Annotated in this window: 19 protein-coding genes, 1 tRNA gene and 1 pseudogene; 5 read left to right on the forward strand and 16 right to left on the reverse strand. The window is 59.8% G+C overall.

Features of this window, described 5'->3' with window-relative positions:
- Nucleotides 1-681: 681 nt before the first annotated feature.
- Nucleotides 682-4,326 carry a vitamin B12-dependent ribonucleotide reductase gene (locus ACXAEK_RS15275; protein WP_475043172.1) on the forward strand — a complete coding sequence of 1,215 codons (3,645 nt, stop codon included), beginning with the start codon at nt 682-684 and terminating at the stop codon, nt 4,324-4,326.
- A gap of 277 nt (nt 4,327-4,603) precedes the next feature.
- Here ACXAEK_RS15275 and ACXAEK_RS15280 read toward each other — a convergent pair whose 3' ends face one another.
- The 3 genes from ACXAEK_RS15280 to ACXAEK_RS15290 all read right to left on the reverse strand — a co-directional run bounded on the left by ACXAEK_RS15280 (nt 4,604) and on the right by ACXAEK_RS15290 (nt 7,905).
- The gene (locus ACXAEK_RS15280; RefSeq protein WP_475043174.1) at nt 4,604-5,614 is read right to left on the reverse strand and encodes an IS30 family transposase; all 1,011 of its coding nucleotides are present in this window, start codon (nt 5,612-5,614) and stop codon (nt 4,604-4,606) included.
- 150 nt (nt 5,615-5,764) lie between these two features.
- Nucleotides 5,765-6,628 (reverse strand): acyl-CoA thioesterase, encoded by an 864-nt coding sequence (locus tag ACXAEK_RS15285; protein ID WP_475043176.1) that lies wholly within the window; start codon nt 6,626-6,628, stop codon nt 5,765-5,767.
- Nucleotides 6,629-6,693: 65 nt separating this feature from the next.
- Complete coding sequence (locus ACXAEK_RS15290) at nt 6,694-7,905, reverse strand: serine hydrolase domain-containing protein (RefSeq protein ID WP_475043178.1); 1,212 nt, start codon at nt 7,903-7,905, stop codon at nt 6,694-6,696.
- Nucleotides 7,906-8,169: 264 nt separating this feature from the next.
- Here ACXAEK_RS15290 and aroQ point away from each other — a divergent pair, with 264 nt between their 5' ends.
- Together aroQ and ACXAEK_RS15300 are read left to right on the forward strand one after the other, a co-directional pair.
- Nucleotides 8,170-8,619, forward strand: a complete 450-nt coding sequence (gene aroQ, locus ACXAEK_RS15295; RefSeq protein WP_475043180.1) for a type II 3-dehydroquinate dehydratase — start codon at nt 8,170-8,172, stop codon at nt 8,617-8,619.
- Nucleotides 8,616-9,371, forward strand: a complete 756-nt coding sequence (locus ACXAEK_RS15300) for a LuxR family transcriptional regulator (RefSeq protein ID WP_475043181.1) — start codon at nt 8,616-8,618, stop codon at nt 9,369-9,371. The genes aroQ and ACXAEK_RS15300 overlap by 4 nt, the downstream gene beginning before the upstream one ends.
- Before the next feature lie 468 nt (nt 9,372-9,839).
- On the opposite strand, the gene tsf is transcribed toward ACXAEK_RS15300, so the two are convergent.
- The 5 genes from tsf to ACXAEK_RS15325 form a co-directional block, all read right to left on the reverse strand.
- Nucleotides 9,840-10,715 (reverse strand): translation elongation factor Ts, encoded by an 876-nt coding sequence (gene tsf / locus ACXAEK_RS15305; protein WP_475043183.1) that lies wholly within the window; start codon nt 10,713-10,715, stop codon nt 9,840-9,842.
- A gap of 79 nt (nt 10,716-10,794) precedes the next feature.
- Entirely contained in the window at nt 10,795-11,568 is a 774-nt protein-coding gene (gene rpsB / locus ACXAEK_RS15310; protein WP_027237674.1) for a 30S ribosomal protein S2, read from the reverse strand.
- A 187-nt stretch (nt 11,569-11,755) separates the two neighbouring features.
- Nucleotides 11,756-12,586 carry a lyso-ornithine lipid O-acyltransferase gene (gene olsA / locus ACXAEK_RS15315; protein WP_475043185.1) on the reverse strand — a complete coding sequence of 277 codons (831 nt, stop codon included), beginning with the start codon at nt 12,584-12,586 and terminating at the stop codon, nt 11,756-11,758.
- Nucleotides 12,583-13,344 carry an L-ornithine N(alpha)-acyltransferase gene (gene olsB, locus ACXAEK_RS15320; RefSeq protein ID WP_475043187.1) on the reverse strand — a complete coding sequence of 254 codons (762 nt, stop codon included), beginning with the start codon at nt 13,342-13,344 and terminating at the stop codon, nt 12,583-12,585. The genes olsA and olsB overlap by 4 nt, the downstream gene beginning before the upstream one ends.
- Before the next feature lie 106 nt (nt 13,345-13,450).
- Nucleotides 13,451-13,633, reverse strand: a complete 183-nt coding sequence (locus tag ACXAEK_RS15325; protein WP_475043189.1) for a DUF3553 domain-containing protein — start codon at nt 13,631-13,633, stop codon at nt 13,451-13,453.
- Between the two features lie 34 nt (nt 13,634-13,667).
- On the opposite strand from ACXAEK_RS15325, the gene ACXAEK_RS15330 reads away from it, so the two are divergent.
- Nucleotides 13,668-14,264 (forward strand): histidine phosphotransferase family protein, encoded by a 597-nt coding sequence (locus tag ACXAEK_RS15330; RefSeq protein ID WP_475043191.1) that lies wholly within the window; start codon nt 13,668-13,670, stop codon nt 14,262-14,264.
- Between the two features lie 65 nt (nt 14,265-14,329).
- On the opposite strand, the gene ACXAEK_RS15335 is transcribed toward ACXAEK_RS15330, so the two are convergent.
- The 7 genes from ACXAEK_RS15335 to ACXAEK_RS15365 form a co-directional block, all read right to left on the reverse strand.
- Nucleotides 14,330-15,595, reverse strand: coding sequence for a glutamate-5-semialdehyde dehydrogenase (locus tag ACXAEK_RS15335; protein ID WP_475043193.1), 1,266 nt, complete (start codon nt 15,593-15,595; stop codon nt 14,330-14,332).
- A gap of 75 nt (nt 15,596-15,670) precedes the next feature.
- Nucleotides 15,671-16,777, reverse strand: coding sequence for a glutamate 5-kinase (proB, locus tag ACXAEK_RS15340; RefSeq protein WP_475043195.1), 1,107 nt, complete (start codon nt 16,775-16,777; stop codon nt 15,671-15,673).
- Nucleotides 16,765-17,799, reverse strand: a complete 1,035-nt coding sequence (gene obgE / locus ACXAEK_RS15345) for a GTPase ObgE (protein ID WP_475043197.1) — start codon at nt 17,797-17,799, stop codon at nt 16,765-16,767. Before obgE ends, proB begins: the two co-directional genes overlap by 13 nt.
- A gap of 118 nt (nt 17,800-17,917) precedes the next feature.
- On the reverse strand, nt 17,918-18,454 hold the full coding sequence (locus ACXAEK_RS15350; protein ID WP_475043198.1) for a GNAT family N-acetyltransferase: 537 nt from the start codon (nt 18,452-18,454) through the stop codon (nt 17,918-17,920).
- A 282-nt stretch (nt 18,455-18,736) separates the two neighbouring features.
- A complete protein-coding gene (gene rpmA, locus ACXAEK_RS15355; RefSeq protein WP_019297807.1) occupies nt 18,737-19,006 on the reverse strand; it encodes a 50S ribosomal protein L27 in 270 nt (89 codons plus the stop codon).
- Between the two features lie 11 nt (nt 19,007-19,017).
- Nucleotides 19,018-19,575, reverse strand: a complete 558-nt coding sequence (gene rplU, locus ACXAEK_RS15360; protein ID WP_475043200.1) for a 50S ribosomal protein L21 — start codon at nt 19,573-19,575, stop codon at nt 19,018-19,020.
- 202 nt (nt 19,576-19,777) lie between these two features.
- Nucleotides 19,778-20,629 carry a DUF2059 domain-containing protein gene (locus ACXAEK_RS15365; RefSeq protein ID WP_475043201.1) on the reverse strand — a complete coding sequence of 284 codons (852 nt, stop codon included), beginning with the start codon at nt 20,627-20,629 and terminating at the stop codon, nt 19,778-19,780.
- A gap of 119 nt (nt 20,630-20,748) precedes the next feature.
- On the opposite strand from ACXAEK_RS15365, the gene ACXAEK_RS15370 reads away from it, so the two are divergent.
- Nucleotides 20,749-20,838: transfer RNA gene (locus tag ACXAEK_RS15370), tRNA-Ser, on the forward strand.
- Nucleotides 20,839-21,031: 193 nt separating this feature from the next.
- Here the strand turns inward: ACXAEK_RS15370 and ACXAEK_RS15375 are convergent.
- Nucleotides 21,032-22,092, reverse strand: a pseudogene (locus ACXAEK_RS15375) (methyltetrahydrofolate cobalamin methyltransferase).

The following is a 22,092-nucleotide window of genomic DNA, read 5'->3' on the forward strand; positions in this document are numbered from 1 at the left end:
ACCGCCTGGAGATTCGTTTCCGCTGCAAGATGCAAACGTGTCCCGACATTCTCGCCTGAGTGTTAATACTTCATTAACCTCCTGTTAACACACCCTTAACCAACTGCCGCTGAGGGGCATCAGAAGGTTAACCCGGCGCGCGGTCCTCTGCTTTGAGCGGCGTGAGGCCACGGCAACATCACCATAAAGTTGCTCCAGCGCCGGTGGCCGGTTCAGACGCGCGGTTTTGCACAGTTCACTCAGACGGCAGCACAAGCCGCAGTTGGGCGGCGGAGCAGCAAGTCACTTGGTTCCCATAAGAAATCCGGGTTCACGCCACCGTAGCCGGCTTGCCTGTTCCGTCCGGTTGCCTGTGGATGAATCAATGCCCGGAATCGGACCCTGCAAACGGCAGAAAGCGTCAACAGCAAAGATCGTTGCCAAGGGGTAAATTTTACGTTGACCCCTTGTGTCAGAATACGCCAAATTGTGGACACCGGTTGCGACGGCACTAAATCTGGTGGGTTAAGGGGCCGCAGCAACAACGCTGAAAACAGCAGACAGTCCTGGAAGAATGGCCGGCGAGGGCCGCAAGTGCGCCAAATGCGGCGGACACAGGCATTTTGCGTGCTGTGCAGCCGGAAATGGCAGGTGCGGGGGCACCGGACAGTTGACTGACGTGTGCTTGAGAAGGGGCAGAGCATGAAGATCGAACGGAAATACACAAAACCCGGACAGGATGCCTATGCCGATCTGGCCTTTGTCTCCGCCACATCGGAGATCCGCAACCCGGACGGGACCATCGTTTTCCGTCTCGACAATATCGAAATTCCCGCGTCCTGGAGCCAGGTTGCCAGCGACGTCATCGCCCAGAAGTACTTCCGCAAGGCCGGCGTCCCTTCGCAGCTGAAGAAAGTGCGCGAGAAAGACGTGCCCGAATTCCTGTGGCGCTCTGTTCCTTGTAAGGACGCAGAGTTTGGCGGCGAGACCTCCTCCAAGCAAGTGTTTGACCGTCTGGCCGGCGCCTGGGCCTATTGGGGCTGGAAAGGCGGCTATTTCTCTTCTGAGGAGGATGCGCGCGCCTATTACGACGAGATGCGCTACATGCTGGCGACCCAGCGCTCGGCACCGAACTCGCCCCAGTGGTTCAACACCGGCCTGCATTGGGCCTATGGCATCGACGGCCCGGCACAGGGGCATCACTATGTCGACTACAAGACCGGCAAGCTGACCAAATCGGACAGCGCCTATGAACACCCCCAGCCGCATGCCTGCTTCATTCAGTCGGTCTCGGATGATCTGGTCAAGGACGGCGGCATCATGGACCTGTGGGTGCGCGAGGCGCGGCTGTTCAAATACGGCTCTGGCACCGGCACCAATTTCTCCCATCTACGCGCCGAGGGCGAGCCGCTGTCCGGCGGCGGCAAATCTTCCGGGTTGATGGGCTTTCTCAAAATCGGCGACCGCGCGGCGGGCGCCATCAAATCAGGCGGCACAACCCGTCGGGCAGCAAAGATGGTGATCGTGGACGCCGATCACCCGGATATCGAGCAGTTCATCGAATGGAAGGTGCTTGAGGAGCAAAAGGTCGCGTCGATTGTCGCGGGCTCCAAAATGCACGAGAAAATGCTGAACGGCATCTTCGAGGCGATCCGCGGCTGGGATGGTGCCGAGGCGGACGCCTATGACCCGGCGGTCAATGGCGGGCTGAAATCGGCGGTCCGCGAGGCCAAGAAAGTTGCGATCCCGGAAACCTACATCAAGCGGGTTCTGGATTATGCCAAACAGGGCCATACCTCGATCGAGTTTCCGACCTACGACACCGATTGGGACTCGGAGGCCTACAGCTCTGTCTCCGGGCAGAACTCCAACAACTCAATCCGGGTGACAAACGCCTTCTTGCACGCGGTCGAAAAAGATGCCGATTGGGAGCTGTTCAACCGCACCGACGGTAAGGTCGCCAAGGTAATCAGAGCCCGCGACCTGTGGGAGAAGGTCGGCCATGCGGCCTGGGCCTGCGCCGATCCGGGCATCCAGTTCCACAACACCGTGAACGAGTGGCACACCTGCCCGGAAGACGGTGAAATTCGCGGCTCAAACCCTTGTTCGGAATACATGTTCCTGGACGACACCGCCTGCAACCTGGCGTCGCTGAACCTGTTGAGCTTCCTGAAGGACGGGCTGTTCCAGGCGGATGATTTCATGCATTCCTGCCGCCTGTGGACGCTGACGCTGGAAATCTCGGTGATGATGGCGCAGTTCCCGTCCAAGGAAATCGCACAGCGGTCCTATGACTTCCGCACCCTGGGGCTGGGTTATGCCAACATCGGCGGCCTGCTGATGAACATGGGCTTTGGCTATGACTCGGACGAGGGCAGGGCGCTTTGCGGGGCGCTGACCGCGCTGATGACCGGTGTGTCCTATGCGACCTCCGCCGAGATTGCCTCGGAGCTGGGGCCCTTCCCTGGCTATGCAAAAAACGCAGACCATATGCTGCGTGTGATCCGCAACCACCGCAATGCTGCAAAAGGCAGCGCTGAAGGCTACGAAAACCTTTCGGTGAAGCCGGTGCCGCTGGACATCGCCAATTGCCCCGATGCACTACTGACCGATCTGGCCGCCAGCGCCTGGGACGAAGCACTGGAACTGGGTGAAAAGCATGGCTACCGCAACGCTCAGACCACGGTGATTGCACCCACCGGCACCATCGGCCTGGTGATGGACTGCGACACCACAGGGATTGAGCCGGACTTTGCCCTGGTGAAGTTCAAGAAACTCGCAGGCGGCGGTTACTTCAAGATCATCAACCGCTCAGTGCCCTCGGCGCTGGAGGGACTGGGCTACAGCTCTGCCCAGATCGAGGAAATCGTCTCTTACGCGGTGGGCCACGGCTCTATCGGTAATGCGCCGGGCATCAACCACACCTCGCTGGCTGGCCACGGCTTTGGCCCCAATGAGCTGGCCAAGGTGGATGCGGCGCTGGAATCGGCCTTTGACATCCGCTTTGTGTTCAACCAGTGGACCCTGGGCGAGGACTTCTGCACCGGCGTGCTGGGAATCCCGGCAACCAAGCTGAACGATCCCACCTTCGACCTGCTGCGCCACCTTGGCTTCACCAAGGCGGACATCGAGGCGGCCAATGACCACGTCTGCGGCACCATGACCCTGGAAGGCGCACCGCATCTGCAGCAAGAGCATTACGCGATCTTTGACTGCGCCAACCCCTGCGGCAAGAAGGGCAAGCGTTTCCTGAGCGTTGACAGCCACATCCGCATGATGGCAGCAGCCCAGAGCTTCATCTCCGGAGCGATCTCCAAGACAATCAACATGCCAAACTCGGCCACTATCGAAGACTGCCAAAAGGCCTATGAGCTGAGCTGGAGCCTGGGGGTTAAGGCCAATGCACTGTATCGCGACGGCTCCAAGCTGAGCCAGCCGCTGGCGGCGGCGCTGGTCGAAGACGATGACGATGCGGCCGAGGTGCTGGAAAGCGGCGCGCCGCAGGAGAAGGCAGCTGTTCTGGCTGAGAAAATCGTCGAAAAAGTGGTCATCAAAGAGGTGCTGAAGTCGCACCGCACCAAGATGCCGCAGCGGCGCAAGGGCTATACCCAAAAGGCGGTTGTCGGCGGCCACAAGGTGTACTTGCGCACCGGCGAGTATGAGGACGGCAATCTGGGCGAAATCTTCATCGACATGCATAAGGAAGGCGCAGGCTTCCGGGCGATGATGAACAATTTTGCCATCGCGGTGTCGGTCGGCCTGCAGTACGGCGTGCCGTTGGAGGAGTTTGTCGACGCCTTCACCTTCACCAAGTTTGAGCCCGCAGGCATGGTCCAGGGCAACGACTCGATCAAGAACGCGACCTCAATCCTCGACTATGTGTTCCGCGAACTGGCTGTTAGCTATCTCGACCGCACCGATCTGGCGCATGTTAAACCGGAAGGCGCGACGTTCGACGATCTGGGCCGTGGCGAGGAAGAAGGCGTGTCCAACCTGTCGGAGCTGAGTGAAAGCGCAGCAACCCGGTCGCTGGAAGTTCTCAAGCAAATCTCTTCGACCGGCTATCTGCGCAAGCGGCTGCCGCAGGATCTGGTGGTGCTGCAAGGCGGCCAGACCGATGCAGGGGTGCTGGACACCGGAACCGATCCGGTCGCAGCGCTGCAGACCCTGGTTCCTGAAACCAGCGCAGCACCGGCGCAAAACACGAGCGGAATGGACGCGCGCACCAAGGCAAAGATGCAAGGCTACGAAGGCGAAGCCTGCGGTGAATGCGGCAACTACACGCTGGTGCGCAACGGCACCTGCATGAAGTGCAACACCTGCGGCGGGACCTCCGGCTGCAGCTAACGGAATACCGTCTGCGCCTGCGAATTTCCCTCGGCGGCGCAGACGGCAGCTGGAAGCGGAATTATCCGCTTCCGATACGATCCGGGACGGGTGCGCCCGTTCTGAACACTGAGAAGGCCCAGGTAAGAATACAATCGGGCAGTCAATGAAGGAGCCTGATCGGTGATAACTGGCTTCCTCTGGTTTCAGAGGAAGCCATTTTCTTTTCCCGTAAGGCAAAGGCCGGAGTGCGCGTATATGTGAACTCACGCTGAAGCGCAATTTCTGATATGCCGTTCTATTCCAATCGGTTTTGGATTTCCATCAGCTCGTTTTCGAAGATCTCAGCAGGGGTATGATAGCCCAAGCACTTGCGCGGTGTGGAATTGAGGCGATGGCAAATCGACCTCAAATACCGATTTGTCAGCGCCGTCGGTTCGGTTGGTCTGGGCAGATATCGGCGCAGCCTGTTATTGGTGTTCTCAACCGTGCCTTTCTGGTACGGCGCTTGCGGGTCACAGAACCACGCATCCGCACCGATCCCGGCTTTGAGGTGCCGCCAGGCTGAGAACTCCGTACCTCGATCAAAGGTGATCGACTTGCGCGCATCGGCGGGCAGGGGAGCCAGGCCTTGGATTAGCGCTTCCATGATCGGCTTGGACTGGCGATCCTCGTTGCGCTTGACGACAGCATACCGGCTGACGCGCTCGACCAGGGAGGTTACGTTGACCTTCCCATGTTCCTTGCGGAACATCATCAGATCGCATTCCCAGTGGCCAAACTCGGCACGCTCAGAGATGCGCTCAGGCCTGTGGGACAGGCTTTGGACGTCGAAGATGTGTGTCCTGTTGTGCCTGCGATAACCCCGCGGCCTGCGACGGCAGCGGTGCTCGGGCAGGTGGCGATAGAACTGCTCGTCGCGGCCGTCCTTGGAATAGGCAAACCGATAGATCGTCTCATGGCTGACGCGGATCGGATGACGTTCCAAACGCATTCGGCCTGCGATCTGTTCCGGCGGCCAGCCAGCTTTGAGCCTGTCTTCGAAGGCTTCCTTCAGTTCAGGATAAACGATCATCTTGCGATGGATCGCGCGGCGCGCCTCGTATTTGTCCTGAGCGACAAGCGCGTGGTAGCCGTTCAGCTCCGGCAGTTCGTCGTCCGTATATTGGTTCCGCTTGATGTCCCGGTAGATCGTGCAGGGCGCGCGGCCCAAGCGATCAGCGATCTCCGCTATCGGCATTTTGGCTTCAAGCCACTTAGCGAGCTTGCGTCGTTCAACCAGCTTCAGGTGACAGTAGTGGCTTCCCATTCTTCATACTCCATGCAACTCTTTGTATTCGTACAGAATTTGCACTTCGTTTGTGAATCCACCCAAAGCGGCTTTTGTAGTCTTATAATCAGAATTATGTTAAACTAATGCAGGACTGACACCTCGGGGATCGGATGAAAGCATTAATTTTCAACGATCTACAGGCCGCAGCAAACCTTCCTGGGCAACGCTTGCTACCAACTCACCGCTCTCTGTGTAGATTGATCCGCGATTGAAGCCGCGGCCATTTCCTGTGAATGGTGCGTCCATTGAATAGAGGTGCCAATTCTCCAGCTGCACCGGTGCATGGAACCACATCGCGTGATCCAGGCTGGCTGTCATGGCGCCGGGTTTATGAAATGTCAGCCCATGCGGCCGCATGGATGATCCCAATAGTCCAAAGTCGGAGGCATAAGCCAACAGGATATGCTGAAGCTCCGGTCCAGCCCCTTTGGCGGCTTCCATTCTGATCCACATACTGTTGATGTCACTGGTCTTTTCCGGTGCCAGCGGATCCCTTGGCTCAACCTCGCGGATTTCAAACGGCCGCGGCCTGGTGAATTCGCGGCGTTTGTCCGGATCGACGCGGAATGCGTTTCGCAGAAGGATTTCATGACGCGGCTCCAGCCCGGCAGGTCCAGGCACATCCGGCATCGGGTGCTGATGGCTCCAGCCGGGTTCCTGGCCGTGAAACGAGGCCGCCAAGTTCAGGATCTGCTTTCCGTTTTGAATGGCAACCACCCGCCGCGTGGTAAAGCTGCGGCCGTCCCGTGCCGGGTCGACTTCATAGATAACCGGTCGCGAGGGATCGCCAGGGCGGATGAAATAAGCATGAAGAGAATGGCATAAACGCCCGGAAACAGTGGCATAAGCAGCGGTGAGCGCCTGAGCGATTACTTGGCCGCCATAAATCCGAGTAGGCGTTTCGCCGCCAGATCCGGAACCGCGGAACAGATTGCTGTCCAGTGTTTCCAGATCCAGGAGATCAAGGAGGATCTTGGCGGTATCGGGCATTTTGAGCGCTTTCGTTGTTTGGCTTGCAGCGCAGGCAGTTTAGCCGCAAAGCAGCCAGTTGGAAGTCATCCCGTAATAGCCCCATGCACCAGCGCCTTGAGCTCCGGCCGGGAGGGATAGGAACTGGACGGGGCCAGCTGGGTCAGGAAAACCACCGACAGGCCCAGCGTGCGGTCCACCCAGAAGAAGGTCGAGGCGATACCGCCCCAGCTGAAGTCGCCAGCGGATCCCGGGCAGCGGGCACGCGCAGGGTCAAGAACCACCGCGCCGCCAAGGCCAAAGCCCATGCCTTCCATCGGCTGTTCGGCAAAGCTCTGCGGACCCATCGACGCGATTTCACCGGGCAAATGGTTTCTCATCATAAAATCAGCAGTTTGCGGACTCAAGATGAAGCCGTCGGCGTATCGCCCCCGATTGCGGAGCATCTCGGCGAACTTCATGTAGTCGTCGATCGTTCCGATCAGCCCGCCGCCGCCGGACTGCATCTGTGCGCCTTCAAATGGTGAATGCCGGTAGCTGTCCGTCAGGCGCAGGCTGTCCGTGTTCTCTGCCTCTGAATTCAGCGCGAAGGCATCCCCGGCGAGAGGTGTATAGAGAGAGGCAAACCGGTTCCCTGCCCCATTTGGCAGCTGGAAGCCTGTCTCGGACATGCCAAGCGGTTCGAAAATCTCCTCGGCTAGGAAACAGCCAAGCGGTTTGCCGGACACCACCTCAATCACCCGGCCAAGCACATCCGTAGCAACCGAATACTCCCACCGGGAGCCGGGCCTGAAGGCCAGAGGCAGCTCCGCAAGATCACGGACAGCCTGTGCCAAGGGACCCTGATCCGGCTTGAACATCAGATCTGCGCTCTCCATGGCCTCAGGCAGGATGCCTGGGTTGAAAGGATAGCTGAGCCCGCTGGTATGCGTCAGCAGCTGGTGCAGTGTTGGCGGCGCACAGGGTTCCGTGTGGGTAATTGACGCTGCCGTCTCAACAAGGGCCTGCGGAGCGCTGAATTCAGGGAGAAATGCGCTGACGGGGGCGTCGAGTTGAAGCTCCCCCCGTTCCAGAAGAATCATGAGCGCGGTGGACGTCACTGGTTTGGTCATTGAATAAAGCCGGACCAGCGTGTCGCGGGTGAAGAGGAGGTTTTCTTCGATATTTCGCAGACCTGCTGCGTGAAAGAAGCATTCCCTGCCATCGCGGTTGATCAGAAGCGCACTGCCAGCGTATTTCCGTTGGTTCACATACCGCTGCTGCCAGGTTTTGATGCGCTGCAGACGTTTCTTGTCCATTGCCCTGCCCCTCAGCGGTTTCTGCCTGGGCATACTGCGCTGCTGTGGCAGCCAGGTCGAGCCAATTCCGGCTGCAATAACAACCTTTCTGAATTCTAATAAGCAAAAATAAACAAGCGCAGGTTTCTCTATGCGCTGCGCAGGAAAGCCAGGCTGCTAATTCAGGTAGGAGAAATTTTCCAATTCGCGCGCATTTGTGTATTCGCATTCTGATTGGAATTGTCTTAGAAGTTCAGGGGGAAGGAAGATAAGGACAGACAGGCGATGACGAGTATTCTGGTTTTGAACGGCCCCAACCTGAACCTGCTGGGCACCCGGCAGCCTGAGGTCTATGGCTCGGTCACGCTGAAAATGGTGGAGACCGCCTGTGCAGAGCATGGGCAAACCCTGGGGCTGGAGGTAACGTGCCTGCAGTCAAATCATGAAGGTGCGCTGATTGACGCCATCCATGCCGCCAAGGGCGTGCATGATGGTATTGTCCTGAACGCCGGTGCCTATACCCATACCTCCATTGCCCTCATGGACGCCCTGATTTCCGTTGAAATCCCGGCAGTCGAAGTCCACCTCTCCAACATCCATGCGCGGGAGGCGTTCCGGCACACCTCCTATATCTCCAGGGCTGCGCTGGGGCAGATCTGCGGCTTTGGCGCCCAAGGCTACCTGCTGGCGCTGCAAGCCCTGGATTCGCATCTGAAAGAGGCCGGAAGCGCATGAATTTAAAGGACTACCTCAGCTTTGTCTGCGGCGCGCAAAGCCTGGAGGAGCTTTGGCACGGCCATGTTCAGCAGATGGGCAAATTCGGCTTTGACAGGCTGATCTACGGCTATACCCGCTATAAGACGGAGACCTCGCTGGGGGATCCGGATGATTTTGTGATCCTGTCGAACCACAACAGCGAATATCTGAACGGGTTCCTGCACAAGGGCCTGTATTTTCATGCGCCGATGCTCCGCTGGGCGCTGGAGAATGAAGGCGCCGGCAGCTGGCGTATCGTCCAGGAGATGGCTGCTGACGGCATGCTGGGGCCGGAAGCGCAAAAGGTGCATGAGTTTAACAAGAAGCTGGATTTGACCGCAGGCTATACTATCAGTTTCTATTCCGCATCGCCGCGCTACAAGGGGGCCATTTCTCTGGCGGCCAAACCGGAGATGGGTCAGGATGAAGTGGACGCATTGTGGGCGGAGGCGGGCGAAGACATCGTGCTGATGAACAATGTCGCGCATCTGAAAATCCTTACCCTGCCCTACACAGCGCCAAACCGCAGCCTGACCAAACGCCAGCGCGAAGTGCTGCAATGGGTGGGTGACGGAAAAACCACTCAGGACATTGCGCTATTGATGGGGCTCACTCCCGCTACGATTGAAAAACACCTTCGTCTTGCGCGTGAATCTTTGTCAGTTGAAACAACCGCCCAGGCTGTCCTGAAGGCTGCGCTGCACAATCAAATGTATGTTATGGATGCATAGGCGGGTGCGAGAAGCCTGCATTAATGCATTGAATTTCAAAGATTAATTGATCGGTTTCTCGATTTCAATCTGGCAGCGGCCTAGCCGGAAAACCAGGCCTGACCGTGCCAAGGAGCATCTACTAAAAAGTAAGGAATACTATACTACCGTTATAGGTTAATTCGCTGCATGTTTCACTTGTTCCGTGAGTGGTGGCTTTGGCCTAGGAACCTTTGGGTAACGACCCTTGCGATTTCAAGGCTCTCCTACCTGGTCGGGAATAGGCGCGTATTGATCCGCGTCTATTCCGATATCAGAGGGGCCTCATCCATCCCCATCAGTGAGGCCCCTCGCCTTTCCTTCCCAACAATCGGAACAGACCCAGATCCGGCCGGATATTCCGCCAGCGATGGGTCTTTTCCCGTTGCCTGCGCACAAAAAAACCGGCGGGCTGCCCCGCCGGTTCCAATCCTCAGGCTGTAAGGCAGATCAGCCCTGAGCGGCCTTGGCCACTTCTGCAGCAAAGTCTTCTTTCTCGACTTCGATGCCTTCGCCGACTTCCACGCGGACAAAACCGGTGATGGTGGCGCCAGCTTCCTTGGCAGCTGCTTCCACGGTCAGATCCGGGTTCACCACGAACTGCTGGTTCAGCAGGGTCAATTCAGCCACGAATTTCTTCATCCGGCCTTCGATCATTTTCTCAATCACCTGCTCCGGCTTGCCGGATTCGCGGGCGATGTCGATCTGAACCTGCTTTTCCTTCTCAACGATGGAAGCGTCCAGGTCCGCTTCGGACAGAGCGGCAGGGTTCACGGCTGCAATGTGCATTGCGACCTGTTTGCCGATGGCTTCGTCGCCGCCGGTCATCGCAACCAGAACGCCGATTTTGCCCATGCCTGCGGTTGCTGCGTTGTGGACGTAGGAAACGACGGTCTCGCCTTCCAGCGACGCCATGCGGCGCAGCGACATGTTCTCGCCGATGGTGGCGATCTTGTCGGTCAGAGTGTCGGCGACGGACTTACCGCCCAGATCAGCTGCGGCCAGCGCCTCGACATCGGACACGCCCAGAGCAGCGGTTGCGATCTTGCCAACCATTTCCTGGAATTCGCCGTTCTTGGCAACGAAGTCGGTTTCGGAGTTCACTTCAACCGCAACGCCTTTGCCGCCTTCGACGACCACGGCCACCAGGCCTTCAGCAGCGGTACGGCCGGATTTCTTGGCGGCTTTCGCCAGGCCTTTGGTGCGCAGCCAGTCAACGGCGGCTTCCATGTTGCCATCGTTTTCGACCAGTGCTTTCTTCGCATCCATCATGCCTGCGCCGGTGGATTCGCGCAGTTCTTTCACCATTGCTGCAGTGATTGCCATCTTAGGCTCTCCTCAATTCAAAAACGGATTTGGGGCAGGTGATACCCTGCCCCGCATGTCAGTTCCGTGACAGGACGGATCAGGCTTCGGCGGCTGCTTCTTCAGCAACGGCTTCTTCTGCCGGTGCTTCTTCCAGCGCGCCCAGGTCAACGCCTGCTGCGCCCAGCTGAGCCGACATGCCGTCCAGAGCCGCACGGGCCACCAGATCGCAGTACAGCGAGATGGCGCGCGATGCGTCGTCGTTGCCCGGGATGATGAAGTCCACGCCATCGGGGGAGCAATTGGTGTCGACAACAGCCACAACCGGGATGCCCAGTTTCTTGGCTTCGGCGATTGCCAGTGCTTCTTTTTTCACGTCGATGACGAACAGCAGGTCCGGCACGCCGCCCATTTCGCGGATGCCGCCCAGGGAGGCCTGCAGCTTCTCCTGGTCGCGTTCCATGCCCAGACGCTCTTTCTTGGTCAGGCCTTCGGCGCCGGAGGACATCTTCTCGTCGATTTCCTTCAGGCGGTTGATCGACTGGGAAACGGTTTTCCAGTTGGTCAGGGTGCCGCCCAGCCAGCGGTGGTTCATGTAGTACTGCGCAGATTTCTCAGCGGCTTCGGCGATCGGGCCGGCTGCCTGGCGCTTGGTGCCGACGAACAGAACACGGCCGCCTTTGGCGACGGTGTCGCGGACAACCTGCAGTGCCTGGTCCAGCATCGGAACAGTCTGGGTCAGGTCCATGATGTGGATGCCGTTGCGCGCGCCGTAGATGAAGGGCGACATGCGCGGGTTCCAGCGCTGAGTTTGGTGGCCGAAGTGTACGCCAGCTTCCAGCAGCTGACGCATGGTGAACTCGGGAAGAGCCATGCTATTCTTTCCTTTCCGGTTTCAATCCTCGGCGGGGGTTCAGAGCAGATGCTCCAACCGGGGGTCCGTCAGGGATGTCTCCCCTGATCAGGCCAAACCCCGCCTGCGGGTTCGTAGGCGCGCTCATAGAGCAGAAATTGCCAGCTGACAATAGTTGATCCACAGAAATCGGCGCCTGGTCCGGATTTCAGCAGGGAAGCCCGCTGTGATGGCCTTCGCGGACCGCGCTTCCGGCCGCCGCGGCGAGCGATTTCCGGTCCGGGAAATCTGAAGCTTTCAGGGGCGGATGATAGATCAGCTCAACCTCTCCCTGGCGCGGCGCTGCCAGAACCTTGAGGAGATGAGGACCAAAATCCATGTCGCCCCACCAGCCGTAAAACCGCGCGGGCGCCCCCTTGGGAGCCCGGTAGATGACGGTAACCGGCTGGATGTGCATCCCGTCCCGCAGATGCTCGTTAAAAAACGCTGCAAAAAGTGCTGTTTTAAAGGGCAGAACCCGCAACCCATCGGTGGAGGTGCCCTCGGGAAAGAACAGCAGTTTATGGCCGGCCTGCAAGCGCTGTTCAAAGACCGCCGCCTGTTCCCTGGCCCGCGCCGGGTTGCGTTCGATAAAGACAGTGCCGGTAGCACGGGCGAGCCAGCCGATCCCCGGCCACTTGGCGACCTCGGCCTTGGAAACAAAATAGATCCGTTTGCGTGCGTTCAGCGCAAAGATATCCAGCCATGAGGCGTGATTGGCCACGACGGCGCCGCGCGCCCGCATCAAGCTGCCCCGGGTCTTGTAGGTGATCCCCAGAATGCGGAAGGCATTGCGGCACACAAACTGGGTGATAAAGGGGGTCACCGGCCGGTTCACACCGCAAAGCGGCCGCTCGGCCAGCCGTATTGTCAGCAGCAGCAGCAGCCCACCAAAGACCAGCGTTGCCAGCGGCAGCCCGCGCAGCAGCACCAGCCCCCAGCCCAAGGCCGAAATCCGGACCGGATCCGGCGCTTCGCTGCTGTGCCAGCTGACGCTCATGCCCGCTTCCTGCCTCCGGCATAGATCCTGTGCTGGCGCTCGTTCATCCGGGCTGTGTCCAGGATCAGGCAGACATCCGTGGTGTTGAAAGCATGATCCACAAATGCGCCCTCGCCGACATAGCCGCCAAGGCGGAGATAGGCCTTGATCAAGGCAGGTGTTTCAACCATGGCTTGCTTCCGGTCCAGATCATCTTTGGTGATCAAATCCATGGATTGAAACGACTTTGATCTCACCCGCAAGTCTGTTGGCGCAAGATGGTTGTGATGCAGCATTGCCAGCGGTGTGGCCAGCTGCTGCGGGTCAGTGCCGTGGAAACTGGCCACGCCGAACAGAACCTCGATCTGATGGTCTTCGACATAGTCTGACAGCGCGGACCAAAGGTGAAACATCGCCATTCCGCCACGGTAGTCGGCGTGCAGACAGGAACGACCCAGTTCCAGCAGCTTGCGTCCCGAAGACTTGAGAATGCTAAGATCAAATTCCGCCTCGGAATAGAACTGCCCGGCCTGGGCCGCCTGATCATCGCGCAGCAGCCGGTAAACTCCTGCCACCCGGCCATTGCTGTCATCGGTGACCAGCATGTGGTCGAAAAACGGGTCAAAGCGGTCCCGTTCCAAGCCGGCGCTGTGGTCGACCATTTCGCCGCTGCCGCCAAGCTCCCGCACAAAAACCTCGTACCGCAAAGACTGGGCCGCGCGCAGTTCCTCTTCGCTGTCGGCAATCTTGACGGAAAATACCGGAGAGCTGTCTGGCATTTGAAACCCTTGCGTAGTTCAGGCTTGAGCGCACCGCCCCGATAGGGCAAAGAACGCGCAGAAATTCAGGCTAATTTGAGGGAGTTCGTTAACCCTTCATAAACCGTTATGGATCAAAGACGGGAATAAGGGAGACACGCGCTCCGTCAATCACCAGCTTCCCTTGATCGGGAAAGTTTACAGTGATCTTGCCGCCCGCGTTTGACTGGACCTGACCGGTTCCCCATTCCGGGTGGTCAGGATGCCGGACAAACATGCCGGGGGCTAATATAGCGTTGAGGTCATTCATCTGCGGATGGCCCAGTTCGGAGGAAGTATACGTTATGGGTGTAGATAACGCCAATCTTGCGGCTTTGGTAGGGTCGCGGATCTGTCATGACCTGATCAGCCCGGTCGGCGCCATTAACAACGGTCTGGAACTGCTTGGCATGGCCGGCAGCATGTCCGGACCGGAGCTGGAACTGATCTCCGACAGTGTTGCAAATGCCAATGCGCGCATCCGTTTTTTCCGCATCGCTTTTGGTGCGGCAGGCGATCAGCAGACACCGCGGACTGAGGTGGTTTCGGTGCTCGAAGACGTCAGCAAAGGCGGACGCATCCAATACCAATGGTCCCCGCTGGAAGGCTGCACCCGCAGCGAGGCACGGCTGGCACTGCTGTCCGCGCTGTGCCTGGAAAGTGCCCTGCCCTATGGCGGAACGGTCAAAATTTTCTGCGCCGACGGCAAATGGACCGTGGTGGGCGAAGGCCGCAAAGTTACGGTGGATGACGAATTATGGGCACGGATCAGTGGCGGCAATTCGAACGCTGAAATCACTCCGGCACTGGTCCAATTTGCGCTCCTGCCGGAAGCGGCAAAAGAGGCAGGCCGCACGGTGCGTCTGGAGCTGAACCTGGAAAAGATCACGCTGCAGTTTTGAACTGCGCCACTTCTTTTGGTATGAAACGCCGGGCAATCTGCCCGGCGTTTGGCGTTTCATAGGTATCAGGCGCGGGTGGTGCCGTTGCCGCGCACCAGATATTTAAAGCTGGTGAGCTGGGTTGCACCGACCGGACCGCGCGCGTGCATCTTGCCGGTGGCGATACCGATTTCAGCCCCCATCCCGAACTCGCCGCCGTCGGCAAACTGAGTTGAGGCATTGTGCATCAGGATGGCGCTGTCGAGTTCCGCAAAAAACTTCTGAACAGCCGCGTCGTCCTCAGTAATGATGCAATCGGTGTGCTGGGAATGATGGGCGCGGATGTGCTGGATCGCTTCATCTATGTCCGCTACCTGCTTGGCTGCAATAATGGAATCCAGGTATTCCTTGCCCCAGTCATCGGCCGTGGCTGCGGTCATGCCGTCCGGTCCGGGCAGCCCTGCCTCGGCGCGGATTTCAACGCCGGCAGAGGCCAGGGCATCCAGCACCGTCTTGCCCAGTGTGGGCGCGATGTCCTGGTGGATCAGCAGGCATTCCGCAGCGCCGCAAATGCCGGTGCGGCGGGTCTTGGCGTTCAGCACCACATCCAGCGCCTTCTGCGGATCGGCAGCTTTGTCGAGGTAGATATGCACGATGCCTTCAAGATGGGCAAAGACCGGCACGCGCGCCTCGCGCTGTACCAGGCCCACCAGCCCTTTGCCGCCGCGCGGAACGATGACGTCCACATAATCCGTCATGGTCAGCAGTTCCTGCACCGCGGCGCGGTCGCGGGTCGGCACCAGCTGCACGGCGTCTTCCGGCAGACCGGCTGACTTCAATCCTTCAGCCAGGCAGGCATGGATCGCTTGCGAGGAATGGAAGCTTTCGGAGCCGCCGCGCAGGATCACCGCGTTGCCCGATTTCAGGCAGAGCGCGCCGGCGTCAGCGGTCACATTGGGGCGGCTTTCGTAGATCACGCCAATCACGCCCAGCGGGGTGCGGACGCGCTGGATCTTGAGGCCGGTGGGCTGTTCCCACTCCTCCATCACCTCCCCGACCGGGTCGCGCTGCTCCGCCACAGCGCGGAGACCATCAACGATGCCTTGAATACGCGCCTCGTCCAGCATCAGCCGGTCCATCATCGCGTCCGAAAGGCCCTTGCCCCGGCCGAACTCCAGATCCTTGGCATTTGCTGCGATGATCTCTGCCCGGCGGCTCCAGACCGCTTCTGCAGCACCAATCAGCGCTGCATATTTGCGTTCAGCGCTGGCCGTCGCCAGGATTTGCGCCGCTTGCTTTGCACGTTTGCCAAGCTCCGCCATCACGGCGGGGATGTTTTCATTGTCTTTCATATGTCTCGTGCCCTTGCCGGTCCCTGTCTGGCACTGGGTGCCGTCCCGGCTGGAATAAACTATCAGGTGGTGCGTTCAAAGCGCCATATCATCGCGGTGGATCAGTGCAGCGCGGCCGGGATAGCCCAGCGTCGCCTCGATCTCCTGCGATTGGCGCCCCTGGATGGCACGGGCCTCATCGGCGGTATAGCGCGACAGCCCCTGCCCCAGTTTGCGCCCGTCTGGGCCAAGGATGGCCAGCGGATCGCCGCGGCCAAAGTCACCCTCCACATGACGGACGCCTGCGGGCAGCAGGCTTTTGCCGGACATCAGCGCATGGGCCGCGCCTTCGTCGATGGTCAGAACGCCGCGGGTCTTCATCGCCGCAATCCAGCGCTTGCGCGCGGCCTGCGGATCCCCCTGCCCGGTGAACCAGGTGCAAGGCACGCCTTCCTCAAGCGTTTTCAACGGGTTCAAAGGTGAACCTTCAGTAATTGCCATGGCGCAGCCTGCGGCGGTTGCCATTTTGGCCGCCAGCAGTTTGGTGATCATGCCGCCCTTGGACAGGCCGGAAACGCCATCGCCCGCCATCGCCTCAATCTCGGGCGTGATCTCGTCAATCCGGTCATAGCGCTTGGCGTCCGGGTCCAAGGCCGGGTTGGCGCTGTAGAAGCCATCGACATCAGACAACAGGATCAAAGCATCCGCCCCGACCGTTACCGCAACCTGCGCCGCCAAACGGTCGTTGTCGCCATAGCGGATTTCATCCGTTGCGATGGTGTCGTTTTCGTTGACGATGGGCACCGCGCCCATGCCCAGCAGTGTTTCAAGCGTCGCGCGGGAATTCAGGTACCGGCGGCGGTTTTCGCTGTCTTCCAGCGTCACCAGCACCTGCGCAGTGGTGATACGGTGGGGGGCCAGTGCCTCCTCATAGGCGCGGGCCAGGCGGATTTGGCCGACTGCAGCGGCGGCCTGGGACTGCTCCAGCGGCAGATCGGCACGCGGCAGGCCCAGCACACCGCGGCCCAGAGCGATAGAGCCGGAAGATACCAGCACAACATCGGTGCCGCGGGATTTCAGCCAGGCAACATCATTGGCCAGCGAATGCAGCCAGCCCGCGCGCAGCTCGCCGGTTTCCCGGTCAACCAGCAGTGCCGAGCCGATTTTGACAACAATCCGTTTTGCCGACGTCAGGGCTGCCAAGGCTTTTCCTCCTCGGCGGGTTTCATCCGCAGGCGGTCGTCGTCGATCTCATTGCGCAGGGCGCGCAGGATCTCATTCACCCCCTGTCGGCTGACACCGGACATCAGATGCACCGGGCCGCCCACAGCCGCCTCCAAAGCGGCACGCTTATCTTCCAGCTCCTCCGGATCAATCGCATCAACTTTGTTGAGCGCGGTGATCCGGGTCTTGGTGGCTAGAACGCCGCCATAGGCCTCCAGTTCACCAATGATGGTCTCGTAGTCCTCAACCACAGTGTCAGAGGTTCCGTCGATCAGGTGCAGAAGCACCGCGCAGCGCTCCACATGACCCAGGAAGCGGTCGCCGATCCCTTTACCCTCATGTGCGCCTTCGATCAGGCCAGGGATGTCCGCGACCACAAATTCGGTGTTGTCAATGCCGACCACGCCCAAGTTCGGGTGCAGCGTGGTAAACGGGTAATCCGCAATCTTGGGCCGGGCATTGGAAGTGGCCGACAGGAAGGTCGATTTGCCAGCGTTGGGCAGGCCCAGCAGACCTGCATCTGCGATCAGCTTGAGCCGCAGCCAGATGGTGCGCTCAACCCCTTCCTGACCCGGGTTGGCCCGGCGCGGCGCCTGGTTGGTGGCGGATTTGAAATGCAGGTTGCCGAAACCGCCGTTGCCGCCCTTGGCCAGCGGCACACGCTCGCCGGGCACGGTGAGGTCGGCCAGCACCGTTTCCTGATCCTCGTCCAGGATCTCCGTCCCGACAGGCACGCGCAGGATGATGTCGTCGCCATCCTTGCCGGTGCGCTGGCGGCCCATGCCGGACTGGCCGTTCTTTGCAAAGAAATGCTGCTGGTAACGGAAGTCGATCAGGGTGTTCAGCCCTTCGGTGACTTCAGCCCAGACCGAACCGCCCTTGCCGCCGTCGCCCCCGTCCGGGCCGCCGTATTCGATGTATTTCTCACGGCGGAAGCTGACGCAGCCGTTCCCGCCGGCGCCCGAGCGGATATAGACCTTTGCCAGATCGAGGAATTTCATGACAGCTCCTTAATGCGGCAGGCCCCTGCCCAACCGCGCAGTACAAGTGTCCCGCCAAGGCCCGGGGCCATGGCGGGACTGTTTCGATTGCCTTACCGCAAAGCGCGCGCCGCGCCAATCACAGTTTTCGGCTGTAAGTCCATGTTGGAACAGAGGTGTCGCGCGCCACCGAATAGCTTTCGGCGTCGCCCAGATAATCAAAGCCGCAATGGATCAGCACCCGGGCCGAGGCCGGGTTGTCCTGAAAAACAGAGGCAAACATCGCATCGTTCCCTTGCGGGTTGGCATCAACCAGCGCCTTCAGAGCCGCAGAGGCCAGCCCGGTGTTCCAGAACGGCGGCGCCGTCCAATAAGAGACCTCGGACTGATTGCGGTCCATCCGCTTGAGACCGATAACACCTTTCAGCTCGGAGTCACCCTCAACAGTGCCATCAATCACCCAGACATCCTCGTCCCGCTCTTCCGCCATGGCGCGCGCCACAAAGGCCTCAGCTGCTCCGGGCGGCAAAGGGTGCGGCACTGAGCGGGTCATACGGGCGACACGTTCATCACTGACATAATGCTCAATCAGCCCAGCGTCGGATTTGCGCAAAGGGCGCAGGATAAAACGTTCCGTTTCAATCACTTGCTGGCACACGATCTGTTCCAGGTTCATTTCTGTGCTCCTCCTCTGCCGGATGCCGGGCATCCGCACGATCCGCGGCTGGCTGCGCGGTTTAACTCAGATGTGTGTGCCAGGCCTGTCAGGCAAGGCATACAGGGTTCAATTCGTTCAAAAATTTCCGTTGGCACGGCGTGAGCGCGCAGTTTTTGCGCCAAAATATACCGGCCTTCAGTTCTGGCAGAAAAGATCATCTTAAACTCGCATCCGGAAACAGAAAGGGGGACCGGCCGTATAGCCGATCCCCCTAAAGATTTCTTTACCCTTCGGGTCGGCTTACTCAGCGGCCTCCGCCACTGGGAGAACCGATACAAAGGTGCGGCCTTTCAGGCCTTTGCGGAAGCTTACAGCACCGTCGGCAGTTGCGAACAGGGTGTGATCCTTGCCCATGCCCACGCCTTCGCCGGCCCAGAACTTGGTGCCGCGCTGACGCACGATGATGTTCCCTGCGATGGCCGCCTGGCCACCGTAGAGTTTCACGCCAAGGCGGCGGCCCGCGGAGTCGCGGCCGTTGCGTGAGGAACCGCCAGCTTTCTTATGTGCCATTCTCTCTCTCCTTAGCCTTTGGCCAGCTCTTTGGCCTGCTCAACCCACTCGGGCTTCACTTTGATTGCTTCGATACCAGCAATGTCGTCTTCGGACAAGGCTGCGATCTGGGCAAAGCTGGTGAGGCCTGCGTCTGCCAGTTTCGCGGCTGCGGCGGGGCCGACGCCGGTCAGCTGGGTCAGATCGTCCGAACCGGCGGCTTCGGCAGCAGCGGGTGCAGCTTTGGCGGCGGCTTTCGGAGCAGATTTGGTTGCGCCGGATGCCAGGATCTCGGTGATCCGGACCAGGGTCAGTTTCTGACGGTGGCCGACGGTGCGCTTGGAGGAGTGCTTCCGGCGGCGTTTGACGAAGTTGATGACCTTGTCGCCTTTGATCTGGTCGATGACTTCCGCTTTGACAGCAGCGCCTTCGATCAGCGGAGCGCCAACAACCGGTGCGTCGCCGCCCAGCATCAGAACTTCGTCGAATTGGATGGTTTCGCCAGCATCAGCAGCCAGTTTTTCAACGCGGAGCACGTCGCCCGCCTGAACCTTGTACTGCTTGCCGCCAGTCTTGAGGACCGCAAACATGTGCGTCTTTCCTTTTCCAACCGCGTCCTACGGCCCCCTTGCGGGTGTTTCGGCAGATGCCGCCTCGAACAGCGCGCCCCTTTGCGGGGCGTATTACAAATGAACCCCGGCACGCGGAATCCGGGCCGGGATGCGGGCTTATGGTTCGGAATTCCTGCTGTGTCAACCTGTTTTCCACAGGCCGGGCGGAATGCCCTCTGGGTCAGATATCCTGTCCCGGTGTGAGCTCTGCCATGCGATGCGCCAGCTCCTCAAAACGGTTGGCGGTAATCTCGTACTGGACCGCGTTCAGCAGCTCATACACCCGTTGCATCGGCGCCTCCTCCAGGGCCTCGACATAGGCCTGCACCTCGGCGTCCGTGAACTCCTGATACGTATAGGCAGAAGCGGCAAGGCTGGAGGCCTGCAGGCTGAGGCGCAACTCGCCCTCCTGCTCCTTCATCAGCGCCTGCAGCCTGTCCGCATCCAGTTCCAGCTTGATCACACCGGCAGCCGCAGCAGCCATCAGGAACCGGAACTGGATCTGTTGCAGCGCCCTGACGCCAGTGCCTGCGGCATCAATTGCCGCCCCCATCCGCTGGTACAGGGCAACGCGCGTGCTGCCTGCCTTGACCAGATCGGAAATGATCCGATTCCCGGCAAGTTGCTTAACTTCGTCATCCTCTATCAAGTGGGACGCGTTTTCCGCCCGTACCAGGCGGCGGCCCAGGTCGCTGGCGTAAAACGATGCGGCATGGTCCAGCGCAGCATCGTCCAGGGTGTTTTCCAGGATTTCCAGCGCAAGGCTGCGCATTTCGGCCGTATCAAACACATCCTCAGACAGGCGGGTCCACTGACTGCCAAAGGCTCCCGCATCAACGCCCAGCATCTCCGGCGCGCTTGAGGCTGACAGGGCGATACTGTCCAGCGCCACGTCAAAGCCGGTCACTTCGAGAAACGCAGCGACCCGCTCCCGGTCCGCGGCGCCGCCCGGCTGCGCGAGTAAAGCAAAGGAAAGCCCCAGAAAAGCAAGGGCACGCAAAAGAAGCATGGCGGAATTGAGGATCATACGCATAGGGCAAATCTAGGCAAAAACCTTTGGCTGACAACGGGAAACCGGCTTTTTTTGCCAAAGCTGCAATTCGCCCCTTGCGCCGGTCCGGAATCAACATTAAACCGCGCCTCACCCCCCGCGGAGAGGTGCCGGAGTGGTCGAACGGGGCGGTCTCGAAAACCGTTGTGGGTGCAAGCCCACCCAGGGTTCGAATCCCTGTCTCTCCGCCACTTTTCCCATTGCAGACCGCTTCGAATTGCCGCCGTTCCACGCAGCAAATGGCGCTTCCTGCCGTTCCGCTGACTCAACCTACCCTTGCGGGCCGCTGCCGCGCGTTAAGAGCAGTTTCCACAGCAACCTGTTGCGGTCAAAAAGAAGGCCGGGCACTTGGCCCGGCTTTCAAAGGTCTTGCTGCTGCGCGGATCAGGCGCGGCGGCGGCGTCCGCCGGCGCGGCCGCCACGGCCGCGGCCTTCTTCGCCTTCAGCGGCGGGCGCCTTGTTGAACTTGATCCACTCACCGCCATGCGGGTCGTTGTTGGTCAGGAAGTTGGCAGCGCGGATGGCTTCCATTTCCTTACCGGCGCGCGGCTTGGTGGAGCCGAGGCCGAACATGGTGACAAATGCCTCATCGTCCATGCCTTCCGGCAGGATGATGCCGGCGGCTTCCACCGCAGCTTTTTTCTCGGCGATTGCCTTTTGGGTCACCGGCAGCGCTACCGGGTTCATGATCGCAGAGGTCATGCCCGCGCCCATTGCCATCGGCAGGAAGGCGTTGTTGATGCCGTGGCGGTTCGGCAGGCCGAAGGAGATGTTGGACGCACCGCAGGTGGTGTTCACGCCCAGCTCTTCGCGCAGGCGGCGGACCAGGGCAAAAACCTGCAGGCCGGCAGTTGCCATTGCGCCAACCGGCATCACCAGCGGGTCAACCACGATGTCATGCGCCGGGATGCCAAAGTCGGCAGCACGCTCGACGATCTTCTTGGCGACGGCAAAACGCACATCGGGATCTTCCGAGATGCCAGTGTCGTCGTTGGAGATCGCCACGACCGGCACGTTGTATTTTTTGACCAGCGGCAGGATCTGTTCCAGGCGCTCTTCTTCGCCGGTGACAGAGTTCAGCAGCGGACGGCCTTCGCAGATTTCCAGACCGGCTTCGAGCGCGCCGGGAACCGAAGAGTTGATGCACAGCGGCACGTCGACCAGGCCCTGCACCAGCTCGACGATCTTCTTCATCAGCGGGGGCTCGGTTTCGTTCGGGTTCGGGTTGGAGTTGTAGACCACGCCCGCGTTGATATCGAGCACGGTTGCCCCGGCCAGAACTTGGGCCACAGCGTCCTTTTCAACGGTGGAGAAATCGCCGGCTTCCAGCTCGGCCGCCAGTTTCTTGCGGCCGGTCGGGTTGATGCGCTCACCGATCACGCAGAACGGCTCATCAAAGCCCAGGACCGCGGTTTTTGTTTTTGATTTACGACTGTACGGGTCAT

Source organism: Leisingera sp. ABM4_101 (genome assembly GCF_056158725.1).

Coding starts and splice junctions, on each gene's coding strand:
- ACXAEK_RS15275 (WP_475043172.1), top strand. CDS start 682: ATGAAGATCGAACGGAAATACACAAAACCCGGACAGGATGCCTATGCC.
- ACXAEK_RS15280 (WP_475043174.1), bottom strand. CDS start 5,614: ATGGGAAGCCACTACTGTCACCTGAAGCTGGTTGAACGACGCAAGCTC.
- ACXAEK_RS15285 (WP_475043176.1), bottom strand. CDS start 6,628: ATGCCCGATACCGCCAAGATCCTCCTTGATCTCCTGGATCTGGAAACA.
- ACXAEK_RS15290 (WP_475043178.1), bottom strand. CDS start 7,905: ATGGACAAGAAACGTCTGCAGCGCATCAAAACCTGGCAGCAGCGGTAT.
- aroQ (WP_475043180.1), top strand. CDS start 8,170: ATGACGAGTATTCTGGTTTTGAACGGCCCCAACCTGAACCTGCTGGGC.
- ACXAEK_RS15300 (WP_475043181.1), top strand. CDS start 8,616: ATGAATTTAAAGGACTACCTCAGCTTTGTCTGCGGCGCGCAAAGCCTG.
- tsf (WP_475043183.1), bottom strand. CDS start 10,715: ATGGCAATCACTGCAGCAATGGTGAAAGAACTGCGCGAATCCACCGGC.
- rpsB (WP_027237674.1), bottom strand. CDS start 11,568: ATGGCTCTTCCCGAGTTCACCATGCGTCAGCTGCTGGAAGCTGGCGTA.
- olsA (WP_475043185.1), bottom strand. CDS start 12,586: ATGAGCGTCAGCTGGCACAGCAGCGAAGCGCCGGATCCGGTCCGGATT.
- olsB (WP_475043187.1), bottom strand. CDS start 13,344: ATGCCAGACAGCTCTCCGGTATTTTCCGTCAAGATTGCCGACAGCGAA.
- ACXAEK_RS15325 (WP_475043189.1), bottom strand. CDS start 13,633: ATGAATGACCTCAACGCTATATTAGCCCCCGGCATGTTTGTCCGGCAT.
- ACXAEK_RS15330 (WP_475043191.1), top strand. CDS start 13,668: ATGGGTGTAGATAACGCCAATCTTGCGGCTTTGGTAGGGTCGCGGATC.
- ACXAEK_RS15335 (WP_475043193.1), bottom strand. CDS start 15,595: ATGAAAGACAATGAAAACATCCCCGCCGTGATGGCGGAGCTTGGCAAA.
- obgE (WP_475043197.1), bottom strand. CDS start 17,799: ATGAAATTCCTCGATCTGGCAAAGGTCTATATCCGCTCGGGCGCCGGC.
- ACXAEK_RS15350 (WP_475043198.1), bottom strand. CDS start 18,454: ATGAACCTGGAACAGATCGTGTGCCAGCAAGTGATTGAAACGGAACGT.
- rpmA (WP_019297807.1), bottom strand. CDS start 19,006: ATGGCACATAAGAAAGCTGGCGGTTCCTCACGCAACGGCCGCGACTCC.
- rplU (WP_475043200.1), bottom strand. CDS start 19,575: ATGTTTGCGGTCCTCAAGACTGGCGGCAAGCAGTACAAGGTTCAGGCG.
- ACXAEK_RS15365 (WP_475043201.1), bottom strand. CDS start 20,629: ATGCGTATGATCCTCAATTCCGCCATGCTTCTTTTGCGTGCCCTTGCT.